Below are 11,946 nucleotides of genomic sequence, written 5' to 3' on the forward strand. Positions count from 1 at the left end.
CAAATCTGCCCGAATTGCAAACAGGAATCTTGCGTCCGTAATCCACAAAGCAATTTCTCGCTCCGCGAGACACATCGCCTCATCCGTACATCATGGTGAACGATCTGCAATTTAATTCGCATTATTACGCATTAATTGCGCAACTCACTTCTCATATTCAATACGCATCTGAACTTTCATAAGGAATATGTCATGTCTATCAAATTCGTCACGCGTCGCATTCATGCGTATCTTGATTACCCGGTTGCTTTTACCCTAATCGCTTTGCCCTTTATTCTGGGTCTAGGTGAAAGCAATCCAATGGCACTCTATTTATCTGTGGTGACAGGCGTTGCTGCATTGGTTTTGACCATCCTGACTGATCACCCTCTGGGCTTGATCCGTGTATTGCCCTATAGCTTGCATATGGCCATGGATCTGCTTGTCGGATTAACCTTTCTTGCCGCGCCGTTCATCTTTGGCTTTAGCGGCCTGGACGCGGTTTATTATTGGATAAACGGGGCTGCAGTTGTGTTGGTGATTTCACTGCACAAGCCTGAAGACGCCCCGGCCACAGCATAAGTACCGGCGAGGATTTGTGTGCAACCTGCACAACTTGTACGCGGGTTTTGCACACAAATCCCCTGAGTTTAAAATCGTATGATTTTTTATTCGTGTTGAGCAGAGATGTCCGACGTATAACAGACTATTGCCGCTCAATTCTCTCTAGATTTACAAACATCTCAGCAATTGGCCGATCAAGTAAATCAGAAATGCCGATAAACAAGGTGTGCGCCTTGTCCCGCCAAATCGATTATTTTCTCATTTATTGCGCCGAGCTTTGATGCAAGCCTTTGAGAGGGTACATTCGCCGGATCAATATAGCTTACGAGTGATGGCGCATTAAGCGTTTCACGCGCATATTGGATACATGCAATAGCAGCTTCCTCAGCGAACCCTTTGTGCTGCTGCCGATCATCGATCCAATAGCCAAGCTCCAATTCTGGCCACTCAAGAGATTTCCAAAGCCCGACACATCCGATAAAAACACCAGTTCCGATCTCTTCCACGGCCCAATACCCGAAGCCATTCAAATGCCAGTGGCCAATGTTTTGGGCCATGTGTCTCCAAGCCTCGTCGGGATTTCTGGCTCCACCAAAATACCGAGCAGCTTCTGGATCAGAGAAATAACGAACATAAGCATCTATGTCGTTTGCTTGCCATTGTCTTAGAAGAAGCCGCTGAGTCCTCAATTCCTGCATTCTCACTCTCCTTGCCATCATGACAATCACTGCATCCTGCAACTCGGCAGTCTTTTTCGTAGTATCGAAAAATCGTCAAAACCCAGCCAACCACGTTTCAAGCATTGTGGAAGTTATGTTTGTGACATGCTTTTACCTGTGAGCGTCACTGAGTAATTTTCCCAAAGCGTAAACCTGCATCCAAAGTAAAAGCGCCCGAAGGCGCTTTTACTTTGGAAATGACCGATGTTGTATCGATCTTATTTATCGCGGAACTGAGCTTCGCGTTTTTCCATAAAGGCAGCCATACCCTCTTTTTGATCTTCTGTCGCAAAGAGAGATTGGAACACCCGGCGTTCGAACAAAAGACCTTCGCGCAAAGTGGTCTCATACGAGCGATTCACTGATTCCTTGACCGCCATGGTCGCGATTGCTGACTTTTCGGCGATCTTGGCCGCAGCAGACATCGCCTCTTCCATCAGCTTTTTGACCGGCACGACGCGCGAGACCAGACCAGAGCGCTCGGCCTCGTCTGCTTCCATGAAGCGGCCAGTCAGGTTCATGTCCATGGCTTTGGATTTGCCGATGAAACGGGTCAGGCGTTGCGATCCGCCTAGGCCGGCCATTACACCCAGATTGATCTCGGGTTGGCCGAATTTTGCGGTGTCAGACGCAATGATGAAATCACACATCATCGCCAGCTCGCACCCGCCACCCAGCGCATATCCGGACACAGCCGCAATTATCGGCTTGCGGATGCGCATGATGCCCTCGGCCTCGGGGCCGAACAGATCTTCGCCGAAAACATCGACAAAGCTCTTCTCGCTCATCATCTTGATATCGGCCCCGGCGGCAAAGGCCTTGTCCGATCCGGCGATGACGATGCAGCGGACTTTGTCGTTTGATTGTGCGTCTTCCAGTGCACTCACCAACTCGCCCAGCAGCTGATCGTTCAGCGCATTCATAGCATCGGGGCGGTTCAGGGTGATGAGGGCAACGTGGTCTTCTACTTCGACGATGATCGTCTCATAGGCCATGTGGTATGCTTTCGCTTGTTCCAGTCAAAGACGATTCATTACCATTCTGGCCGCGCGGTTCAACCTATCTTTGACATTTTGGACAATAGAAGGAGGAACGTCCCGACTGGACCATGCGATTGATGACACCTTCGCAGCCCTCGTTCCTGCAGGGTTCACGCTCACGGTCGTAAACATCAAAACTATGTTGAAAATAACCCAATTCCCCGTCTGCTTGCCGAAAATCGCGCAAGGATGAACCACCTGCTTTAATCGCTTCGAACAGTACATCGCGGATGATCGGAACCAGTGCAGAAACGCGACGTCCAGAAATCGCGCCAGCTTTGCGTTTTGGCGAGATTTTGGCGCGAAACAGCGCTTCGCAGACATAAATGTTACCCAATCCTGCGATGATTCGCTGATCCAGAAGTGCCGATTTGATTGGGGTGTTTTTACCCTTGAGTGCGTCAACGAGATATTCTTCGGAAAAGGCATTGCCCAAGGGTTCTGGCCCGAGCTTGGCCAAAAGCGGGTGTGTTTCAGTATTATCAGAGGGCAATAGATCCATCGCGCCAAAGCGGCGGGGGTCGTTGAATGTGATTCGTGCGCCATTCGCCATATCGAACACCACGTGATCGTGTTTTTGCGGCGCGGGGTGATCGTGCAGGAACTGCCCCAACGGATCGCCAGAGATCAGCATGCGGCCCGACATGCCCAGATGGATCAGTAGTGTTTCCCCTGAAGACAGATCCACCAGAATATATTTTGACCGCCGCCGCAGGGCCTGCACGCGCTGCCCTTGCAGCCGTTCGGCCATATTTTCCGGGAATGGCCAACGCAGATCGGGGCGATTCACCTGAGCCTTGGTGATGATCTGCCCCTCCATCGCTGGGGTCAGACCACGGCGGACGGTTTCGACCTCGGGCAATTCGGGCATGATCTTCTCCAAATGTGCGAAAGGGGCGCATTGTATCCCTGCCCCTGCACCTTATAAGAAGAACTGAAACACAAAACGGCAAGACCCATGAGTGAGAAAACAACCCATTTTGGGTATCAGGATATTCCCGAGGCGGAAAAGGCCGGGCGGGTGCAGGGCGTCTTTGGATCAGTTGCGTCAAAGTATGACGTGATGAATGACGCCATGTCCTTTGGCATTCACCGCATCTGGAAAGATGCGATGATGGACTGGCTGGCGCCACGTCCCGGGCAGCGCCTGCTGGATGTGGCCGGTGGGACCGGCGACATCAGTTTCCGGTTTCTGAAGCGCGCAGGAAGTGGGCATGCGACTGTGCTGGACCTGACCGAGCCGATGCTGGTGGAAGGTCGCAAACGCGCTGAGGCCGACCAGATGGCCGACAGTCTGGATTGGGTGACAGGGGACGCAATGGCGCTGCCATTCAAGGACAACACCTTTGACGTTTATACGATCAGCTTTGGCATCCGGAATGTGACGCGCCCTCAGGAAGCGCTGAACGAGGCGTTTCGGGTATTGAAACCCGGTGGACGGCTGATGGTTTTGGAGTTCAATCAAATCCCCAATGACATGATGCAGAAGGTTTATGACCTCTATTCCTTCAACATCATCCCGCGCATGGGGCAGATGATTGCCAATGATAAGGACAGTTATCAATATCTGGTGGAATCGATCCGTAAGTTCCCGGATCAGGAGACGTTTTTGCAGATGGTGAAAACCGCAGGATTCGAGAATGCCAAGTACCGCAATCTGAGCCTTGGCATTGCCTGCCTGCATTCGGGTTGGAAAATTTAACGCATGCGCGGCCCTCATAATATTCTGCGTCTGATCCGGACGGGCGCCACGTTGGAACGCACGGGTGCGATGGGCCTGATCATGCAGGCAATGGATGCACCGCCCTTGGTGCGGGTGACGATGCGCTGTCTGGCCTGGCCATTTCAATGGTTGGGCTACAAGGGTGATACATCGATGCCGCCGGCCACGCGGGCGCTAACGGCGCTTGGCCCGGCCTACATCAAGTTTGGTCAGATCCTGTCGACCCGGCCTGATCTGGTGGGGGATGATCTGGCGACGCAATTGCGGGTGTTGCAGGACAAGCTGCCCGCCTTTCCAAAAGAAGAAGCAGAAAGGGAAATCGCCGTAGAACTTGGATCACCCGTGGACGAGCTGTTCGACGATTTCAGCGCTCCAGTTGCGGCGGCCTCAATCGCACAGGTGCATAAGGCGCGGTTGCGCAGTACAGGGGAAGACGTGGCCGTTAAGGTGCTGCGTCCCGGAATTGAGAAGGCGTTTCGCAAGGATATTGATGCCTTTTATTTTGCCGCCAACACTATTGAGTTTCTCTCCCCCGCCTCGCGTCGGTTACGACCGACGGATGTGATTGCGCATTTCGAAGGTGTGGTTATGGGCGAGTTGGATCTGCGGCTGGAGGCATCATCCGCATCTGAGTTTGCGGCCAATACCGCGAATGACGAAGGTTTTGAGTTGCCGGACGTGAAATGGGAGCATTCCTCACGTCGCGTCATGACCTTGGGTTGGGCCGATGGACAGCCGTTGGGGGATAATGATGCGCTGGATGCAGTGGGGCATGACCGGGTCGTATTGGGTGAACGGGTTTTGCAGCTGTTCCTAAGTCATGCACTGCGTGATGGCTATTTCCACGCCGACATGCATCAGGGGAACCTGAAGGTCGCCGCCAACGGCAATATCATCGCCTACGACTTTGGGATCATGGGGCATATCGATGAATATACCCGCCGGGTTTATGCCGAGATCCTCTATGGATTTATCAAGCGCGACTACAAACGCGTGGCCGAGGTGCATTTTGAGGCGGGATATGTGCCTGCTGATCAGGATGTGGACGAATTTGCCCGGGCCTTGCGGGCGGTCGGTGAGCCGATCTTTGGCATGGATGCGCAACAGATTTCCATGGGTGGATTGCTGAGTTATCTCTTTGAAGTGACAGAGATTTTTGGCATGGAAACCCGCACCGAGCTAATCTTGCTGCAACGCACCATGGTGGTGGTCGAAGGAGTGGCGCGGTCACTTAGCCCGCAGATCAACATCTGGCAGGTCGCCAAGCCGGTGGTCGAGGATTACATACGCCAAAGTATCGGCCCGCGTGCCATTGCACGCGATTTGGGGAAAACCATGGCGGTGCTGATGCGGTATGGCCCGCGTCTGCCGGTGTTGGTTGAAAACGCCTTGATCCGCCAGTCTCAGCCGATGAATGCTAACCATCAATCTGGCAAAGGTCGCAACGCAATCTATGGGTTGTTAGGGGCGGCCTTGGGTGTTGCTACAACGCTGATTGTGACGTTTTTGTTGTGATCTAACGCTGGCAAGATTGCCCAAAAACCTTTGCTGCGCTAATCAGGAGCGACTCACACAGGAAGACCGCCATGAGCCGCATCAGCCATATTGCGCTGGACGACGCAAATTTGCCACCGCCCACGCCTGAAATCGAACAAGAACGCAAGGTTGCGATGTTCGATCTGATCGAGGACAACACCTTCGCCCTGCCAAAAAGGGATGATCGGGTTGTACCTGAAGGCCCTTACCATGTTGGCCTGTCTATCCGCGAAAAACGTCTTGTCTTTGACATTAAAACCGAAGGCGCTGAACCCGCCGCAGAGTTTCATCTATCGCTGTCGCCGTTTCGTCAGGTGGTCAAGGATTACTGGGCCATCTGCGAAAGCTATTTCGACGCGGTCAAGAACATGCCGCCCAGCCAGATCGAAACCATCGATATGGCGCGACGCGGCATTCACAATGAAGGCGCCCGCGTATTGGAAGAACGTCTGGACGGCAAGGCAGAGATCGACAATGACACCGCACGCCGGTTGTTCACGCTGATCTGCGTCCTGCACTTCGGAGGCTAATCCGCAATGGTGGCTGAGCTCCCGCAGTCGGTCCTGTTTTGCTGCGACCACAATTCAGTCCGATCCCCCATGGCGGAAGGGATCATGAAGAAATTCTATGGTACGGGCACCTATGTGCAATCGGCTGGGGTCAAAAGCGATTTGGATATCGACGGGTTTTCCATCGCGGTGAGCGAAGAGATCGGCGTAGAGCTATCTCGCCACAGAACACGCAGCTTTGACGAAATGGAAGAATGGGGCGACGATCTGTCGTCCTTTGACCTTGTGGTTGCTTTGAGCCCAGCCAGCCAGCGCCGAGCGCTGGAACTGACCCGCCTGTTCCATCTGGATGTCGTTTACTGGCCGATCATGGATCCAACCGGATTGGGTGAAAACCGCGAGGCCAAGCTGAATGCCTATCGTCAGGCCCGCGACCAGATCATTGCAAAACTAACCGAGACCTGGGGAGACCCGAGATGAACACAACCGTGCAACGCTATTTCAAGGCCTTCAATGCAGGGGATGTTGATGGCATGCTGGACTGCCTGAGTGATGATGTGGCGCATCACGTCAACGAAGGGCAGGTACGGGAAGGCAAGGAAAAGTTCCGCGCCTTTTGCGAGCATATGAACCGCTGCTATCGCGAAAACCTGACCGATATGGTGGTTTTTGATGCCGAAGGGGGCACACGTGCGTCAGCCGAGTTCATCGTCAACGGCACCTATCTGGCAACTGATGCGGGATTGCCCGAGGCGAAAAGTCAAACCTATCGCTTGCCTGCCGGATCTTTCTTTAGCCTCGCAGATGGCAAGATCACCCGCGTAGTCACTTATTACAATCTGGCAGACTGGACTCGGCAGGTCTCATGATCCGGGTTGAGCGACTGACAGGTTCCGCGCTGGCCGACGCCCTGCCCGATGTCGCGCAATTGCGGATTACGGTGTTTCGCAGTTGGCCCTATCTTTATGATGGGGATGCCGATTACGAGGAAAAGTATCTGCAGACTTATCGGCAGAGTGAGAACGCCATTCTGGTCGGGGCGTTTGATGGGGATCGCTTGATCGGAGCCTCGACAGGTACGCCGATGGAAGATCATGCAGATGACTTTGCAGCCGCCTTTGCACAGACTGGTTTGGCACTGAGCGATATCTTTTATTGTGCTGAAAGCGTACTGCTCCCCGAATACCGAGGCCAAGGTTTGGGGCATGCGTTCTTTGATGCACGAGAGGCGCATGCACGTAACCTGGGCCGGGCTTACTCGACCTTCTGCGGGGTGCAACGCCCACAGGATCATCCGTTAAGGCCGGCAAACTATCACCCGCTGGATGCCTTCTGGAACAAGCGAGGATACAGCCCTGTTGAGGGGGCGGTTGCGTCTTTCCGCTGGAAGGACATCAACCAGTCGGAGGAAACCGACCACAACCTACAATTCTGGATGCGTGCGCTTTAGCGCAGCTTTAGAACCGGCGCAGGGCCTAGGGGAACCGGGCCAAATTTCACCTTGCCGTATTCAAATGTCAGTGGGATATCCAAGGTTTCGGGATTCCCTGACAGTGTCGACAAGAGCGACAGGCCGTCTTTGAGACTGCCGCCGATTCCTTCGGGCACGGCGCCAGAGGCAATGGCCAATTCAAGGATTTCTTTCCAGTTGCGGGCTTTAACGGTGACTTCGCCGGTGGGATATCCAATGGAATCAACACTGACCTCACCCGCCAGTTGCAGCAAAAGCTTGCCCCAACGCGCCTCAACCAACCGAATATGGATGTTGCGAGGCTGCGGACGGGCGGTGTTGATGGCCTCCATGCTCCACAGTTCATCAAACGCAACGGTCAAGTCTGCGTTGATGGCATCGAGACTATCGGGCAACGCGCCGCTGGGATCGATCAGTTTTTTCCAAGGCAAGGAGGGTTTGAAATCATCAATCTGAAGGCCCAAGCGATAAACAGCCTCCTCGCTTTCTGGCAGTCTTTCAGCGGCCAAGACCAATGAGCTCAGGGCTGCCGTGTGTCCCTTGCTGTCTGTGACATCCAGTTCGGTGGCGGTAATGGTGGCGCGGTTCAGGGTCAGGTTGGCGACGTTCTCCGCCACGATGCTGGCGCGCATGTCTTCGCTAGTGATGTCATATTTATCAATCGGTGTGGCCAGTTTCTGTTGATCTGGCCAGACAGCGATCAGGTGGCCGGGGTTATAGCTGAGCGCGTTGATCTGAAACTCTGGCGCAGTCCACGCCCAGCCGGTACCTGGGTCAGCCAGATAGATATTGTTGAAATGGCTGTCGAACCGATTGGGGAAGCCTTGGACCTCATGAGTGTTGTATTCGGCCAGCCAGCCCTCGCCCCGGCGATCATCGAACCATTGCGCCACCCCGGTCTGCAGGCCCGAGGAGCCGACAAACCAGTATCCCGACCATGCAATAGCCCCCAAAATAATCAAACTCAGTAACGTGCGCATATCAGAGGCCCTTTTCTGCCGGGATGCGATGGTGTTTATAGGCCACAAATGCGCGAGGAACAGCAAAATGACAATGTGGGTTTTTGGTTACGGCTCTTTGGTGTGGAACCCCGGGTTTGAGCCCGCCAACCGGGTGATTGCCACCCTGCCCGGCTATCACCGCAGTTTCTGTATGCGCAGCATTCACCACCGGGGCACCGAGGAAGAACCTGGGTTGGTTTTGGCGCTGGACGCTGAAGATGGTGCCGAATGCAAGGGTGTGGCGTTTTCTGTGAAGTCTGGAGAGGAAGAGCGGGTTTTGGCCGACTTGCGCGAGCGGGAGCTGATTTCCTCGGCCTATCTGGAGAAGGACCTGGAGATTGATCTGTCTGATGGGCGCCGGGTGACGGCCGTGACCTATGTGATTGATCCGGATCACGTGCAGTACTGCCATCTGGAACTGGAAGAGCAGGCGCAGATCATTTCACATGCAGTTGGCGGGCGCGGGCCGAATACCGAATACTTGTACAATACGGCATCGCATCTGGTGGATCTGGGCATCAAAGATCCGGATCTGGACTGGCTCTCTGCACGGGTGCGTGACCTCTGCGCATAAATCCTTGGCTTTGAAACGCATGCGGCGTAACCTGCGCGCAAAAGAACAAGTGCCGGGAGGTGTCCAGATGGACCAGCCGGACCGCGAGGTCGAGCCGCAGTTTTCGCACCCAGTGAGACAGATCATGCTGATGCTGATCGTTCTGGGCCTGACAGGATTTGGTGCCTTTCTGGCGCTGCCAAGGGTGATGCCGGTATTCGAGGCGAACCCTTATCTGAACAGTTTCATAATTTTTGTCTTTGCCATCGGGGTGATCGCCTGTTTTTGGCAGGTGTTTCAACTGATCGGGTCGGTGCGCTGGATCGAAGGTTTTGCCGCGCAGCATCCCGGTCATGAGTTTGTCAAAGCCCCGCAATTGTTGGCAGCGCTGGCGACCTTGCTGCGGCAACGTGGGGCGCGGATGCAGATTGCCTCCACCTCGGCGCGGTCGATTTTGGATTCAGTCGCCCAACGGATCGATGAGGCGCGCGAGATCACGCGCTACATCGTTAGCATGTTGATTTTCCTTGGTCTTTTAGGGACATTTTATGGTCTTGCAACCACGGTTCCGGCCGTGGTGGACACCATCCGCAGTCTGGCCCCGCAAGAAGGCGAAGGCGGGGTTGAGGTGTTCAACAGGCTGATGACCGGACTTGAGGCGCAGTTGGGTGGCATGGGCGTGGCGTTTGCATCGTCACTCTTGGGACTGGCCGGGTCGTTGGTGGTTGGCCTGCTTGAGCTCTTTGCCGGGCATGGGCAGAACCGGTTTTACCGCGAGCTTGAAGACTGGATGTCGACCATCACCCGGGTTGGCTTTGCCGGGGGGGACAGTGATGGATCGGGCGAACCGGACGTTGCGGTGGTCGCTCTGGAACAAATGATGGGGCAGATGGATACGCTGCTGATGACACTGGCTGAGACCGACCTGAGCCGCGCCACGGTGGATGAAAAGCTGGGAGCATTATCGGAGTCTGTTGAGCGGCTGACTCACAGGCTGGGGGAAAGCAATCCGACCAACACGGCACTCATGCGCGTGGCCGAGGGGCAAGAAAGACTATTGGAACATATGGCAGGTCGGCCCGAGACCGCCACTGGCGAGATGGGACTGGATGCCGAAAGCCGCATGCGCCTGCGGTCGATCGATGTGCAGATGCTACGCATTCTGGAAGAGATCAGCGCCGGCCGGCAGGAAACCATGACCGAGATCCGCACCGATCTGGCGGCGCTATCGCGGGTGCTGCACCATAGCGGCCCGGCGCGCGGACGGGGGGAGTAAGCCATGGCGCTGTCGCGGCGAACCGGACAGCGGTTTCAAGCCTCGATCTGGCCGGGGTTTGTCGACGCGATGACAGGACTGTTGCTGGTTCTAATGTTCGTACTGACGATTTTCATGGTGGTGCAATTTGTGCTACGCGAAACCATCAGCGGGCAAGAAGACCAGTTGGATGAGCTGTCTGGCGAGGTTTCGGCGCTGGCACAGGCGCTTGGACTGGAACGGGATCGCAGCAAATCGCTGGAAGAGCGTGTTGGGGCATTGACGGCGACTCTGAGTGATGCACGCGACAAGCAACAACAACAGGAAAATCTGATTGGGGCACAACAACGCGCGTTGGAATCAGCAGAAACGCAAATTTCCAGCTTTGAAGAGCAGGTTGCAGGGCTACTGTCACAACGCGACTCTGCGCGTGACCGCGTAGCCGCGCTTGAAGGGGAACGGGCAGATCTGATCTCGAAGCAAGAGGCGCTCAATTTGGCGCTCGCTGATCTGCGCAACGAGGTCGACGCCAATGCCGAAGCCGCACGATTGTCCGCCGCCAAGCGTGAGGCACTTGAGGGTTTGCTCGCCGACCTGGAACGTGAGAAGTCGGAATTTGCTGAAAGGCTGAGCGATCAGGAAGCCAGCCGTCTAGCCGAGGCCGCTGCCGCTGAAGCCTTGCGCGAAAAGTTGAAAGGAGCAGATGCCGAGTTGACGGCGATGACGCTGGCGCTGGAAGAGCAACGTAAGCAAGCTGAGGAAACGCTTTTGCTATTGGCTGCAGCAGAGGCGGCGAAAGAAGAAGCAGAAAGCCTGCGCGATGCGGATTTGAATCAGCAAGAGGCCTTACTGGAGATTACGAAACAGCGCCTGAGTGAACAGGAAGAAATGGCACTGGAAGCGCAGAAGCAGCAAATCCTGCTGAACCAACAGGTTGCGGCTTTGCGCCAGCAACTCTCGAGCCTTCAGGCCTTGTTGGATGATGCCAATGCAAAGGTGGCGACCAGCGACATTCAACTGCAATCGCTGGGGAAAGATCTGAACACCGCATTGGCACGGGTCGCCTCGGAAGAGCGTCGCCGCAGGGAGTTGGAAGAAGCGGAGCGGTTAAGGCTGGAGGCCGAAAAGCAGGATCTGGAACAGTATCGGTCAGAGTTTTTTGGTCGTCTGCGTGCGGTTCTGGGTGCTCAAGAAGGTGTGCGCATTGTTGGCGACCGCTTTGTGTTTTCCTCTGAGGTGCTGTTTGCCCCCGGCCAGGCGGAGCTTTCCCCTGCTGGGAGGGCGGAGTTGGCCAAGGTGGCGCGCATTCTGGCACGGGTGATCAATGATATTCCGCCCGAGATCAATTGGGTTCTGCAGGTTGATGGGCATACCGACAACATTCCACTTTCGAGCCGGGGCAAGATTGCCGATAACTGGGAGTTGAGCCAAGCGCGGGCGCTGTCAGTGGTGCGCTACATGATCGGGGCATTTGGCTTTCCGCCAGAGCGCCTATCGGCCAACGGTTTTGGAGAGTTTCAGCCGGTTGATACGGCAGACACAGCTGAAGCCCGCGCGCAAAACCGGCGAATTGAGTTGAAATTCACTGGAAAATAG

General features: G+C 55.0%; 14 protein-coding genes. 10 read left to right on the forward strand and 4 right to left on the reverse strand.

Annotation, left to right across the window (positions count from 1 at the left end; translation table 11 throughout):
- Positions 1-192: 192 nt before the first annotated feature.
- Positions 193-561, forward strand: coding sequence for an SPW repeat domain-containing protein (locus ROA7450_RS13565; RefSeq protein ID WP_085806390.1), 369 nt, complete (start codon positions 193-195; stop codon positions 559-561).
- Between the two features lie 185 nt (positions 562-746).
- Here ROA7450_RS13565 and ROA7450_RS13570 read toward each other — a convergent pair whose 3' ends face one another.
- From ROA7450_RS13570 to mutM, 3 genes are all read right to left on the reverse strand, one after another.
- Positions 747-1,241: a GNAT family N-acetyltransferase gene (locus tag ROA7450_RS13570; RefSeq protein ID WP_159454048.1), complete on the reverse strand. Its 495-nt coding sequence runs from the start codon at positions 1,239-1,241 to the stop codon at positions 747-749.
- Between the two features lie 239 nt (positions 1,242-1,480).
- The gene (locus ROA7450_RS13575) at positions 1,481-2,257 is read right to left on the reverse strand and encodes an enoyl-CoA hydratase (protein ID WP_085806392.1); all 777 of its coding nucleotides are present in this window, start codon (positions 2,255-2,257) and stop codon (positions 1,481-1,483) included.
- Positions 2,258-2,321: 64 nt separating this feature from the next.
- A complete protein-coding gene (gene mutM / locus ROA7450_RS13580) occupies positions 2,322-3,173 on the reverse strand; it encodes a bifunctional DNA-formamidopyrimidine glycosylase/DNA-(apurinic or apyrimidinic site) lyase (RefSeq protein ID WP_085806393.1) in 852 nt (283 codons plus the stop codon).
- Positions 3,174-3,260: 87 nt separating this feature from the next.
- On the opposite strand from mutM, the gene ubiE reads away from it, so the two are divergent.
- From ubiE to ROA7450_RS13610, 6 genes are all read left to right on the forward strand, one after another.
- The gene (gene ubiE, locus ROA7450_RS13585; RefSeq protein WP_085806394.1) at positions 3,261-4,004 is read left to right on the forward strand and encodes a bifunctional demethylmenaquinone methyltransferase/2-methoxy-6-polyprenyl-1,4-benzoquinol methylase UbiE; all 744 of its coding nucleotides are present in this window, start codon (positions 3,261-3,263) and stop codon (positions 4,002-4,004) included.
- Between the two features lie 3 nt (positions 4,005-4,007).
- Positions 4,008-5,540: a 2-polyprenylphenol 6-hydroxylase gene (ubiB, locus tag ROA7450_RS13590; RefSeq protein WP_085806395.1), complete on the forward strand. Its 1,533-nt coding sequence runs from the start codon at positions 4,008-4,010 to the stop codon at positions 5,538-5,540.
- Positions 5,541-5,611: 71 nt separating this feature from the next.
- Positions 5,612-6,091, forward strand: a complete 480-nt coding sequence (locus ROA7450_RS13595; RefSeq protein WP_085806396.1) for a UPF0262 family protein — start codon at positions 5,612-5,614, stop codon at positions 6,089-6,091.
- Positions 6,092-6,100: 9 nt separating this feature from the next.
- Positions 6,101-6,550, forward strand: coding sequence for an arsenate-mycothiol transferase ArsC (locus ROA7450_RS13600; RefSeq protein WP_085806438.1), 450 nt, complete (start codon positions 6,101-6,103; stop codon positions 6,548-6,550).
- Entirely contained in the window at positions 6,547-6,939 is a 393-nt protein-coding gene (locus ROA7450_RS13605) for a ketosteroid isomerase-related protein (protein WP_085806397.1), read from the forward strand. Before ROA7450_RS13600 ends, ROA7450_RS13605 begins: the two co-directional genes overlap by 4 nt.
- Positions 6,936-7,520 carry a GNAT family N-acetyltransferase gene (locus ROA7450_RS13610; RefSeq protein ID WP_085806398.1) on the forward strand — a complete coding sequence of 195 codons (585 nt, stop codon included), beginning with the start codon at positions 6,936-6,938 and terminating at the stop codon, positions 7,518-7,520. The genes ROA7450_RS13605 and ROA7450_RS13610 overlap by 4 nt, the downstream gene beginning before the upstream one ends.
- Here ROA7450_RS13610 and ROA7450_RS13615 read toward each other — a convergent pair.
- Positions 7,517-8,521 carry a DUF2125 domain-containing protein gene (locus ROA7450_RS13615; RefSeq protein ID WP_085806399.1) on the reverse strand — a complete coding sequence of 335 codons (1,005 nt, stop codon included), beginning with the start codon at positions 8,519-8,521 and terminating at the stop codon, positions 7,517-7,519. The two genes, ROA7450_RS13610 and ROA7450_RS13615, sit on opposite strands and share 4 nt — an antisense overlap.
- A 67-nt stretch (positions 8,522-8,588) precedes the next feature.
- Here ROA7450_RS13615 and ROA7450_RS13620 point away from each other — a divergent pair, with 67 nt between their 5' ends.
- The 3 genes from ROA7450_RS13620 (at position 8,589) to ROA7450_RS13630 (ending at position 11,946) form a co-directional block, all read left to right on the forward strand.
- Positions 8,589-9,116, forward strand: coding sequence for a gamma-glutamylcyclotransferase (locus ROA7450_RS13620; protein ID WP_085806400.1), 528 nt, complete (start codon positions 8,589-8,591; stop codon positions 9,114-9,116).
- A 67-nt stretch (positions 9,117-9,183) separates the two neighbouring features.
- On the forward strand, positions 9,184-10,371 hold the full coding sequence (locus ROA7450_RS13625) for a biopolymer transporter ExbB (RefSeq protein ID WP_085806439.1): 1,188 nt from the start codon (positions 9,184-9,186) through the stop codon (positions 10,369-10,371).
- Positions 10,372-10,374: 3 nt separating this feature from the next.
- A complete protein-coding gene (locus tag ROA7450_RS13630) occupies positions 10,375-11,946 on the forward strand; it encodes a peptidoglycan -binding protein (protein WP_085806401.1) in 1,572 nt (523 codons plus the stop codon).

Origin of the sequence: Roseovarius albus, from assembly GCF_900172335.1 — a bacterium.
Taxonomy (GTDB): domain Bacteria; phylum Pseudomonadota; class Alphaproteobacteria; order Rhodobacterales; family Rhodobacteraceae; genus Roseovarius; species Roseovarius albus.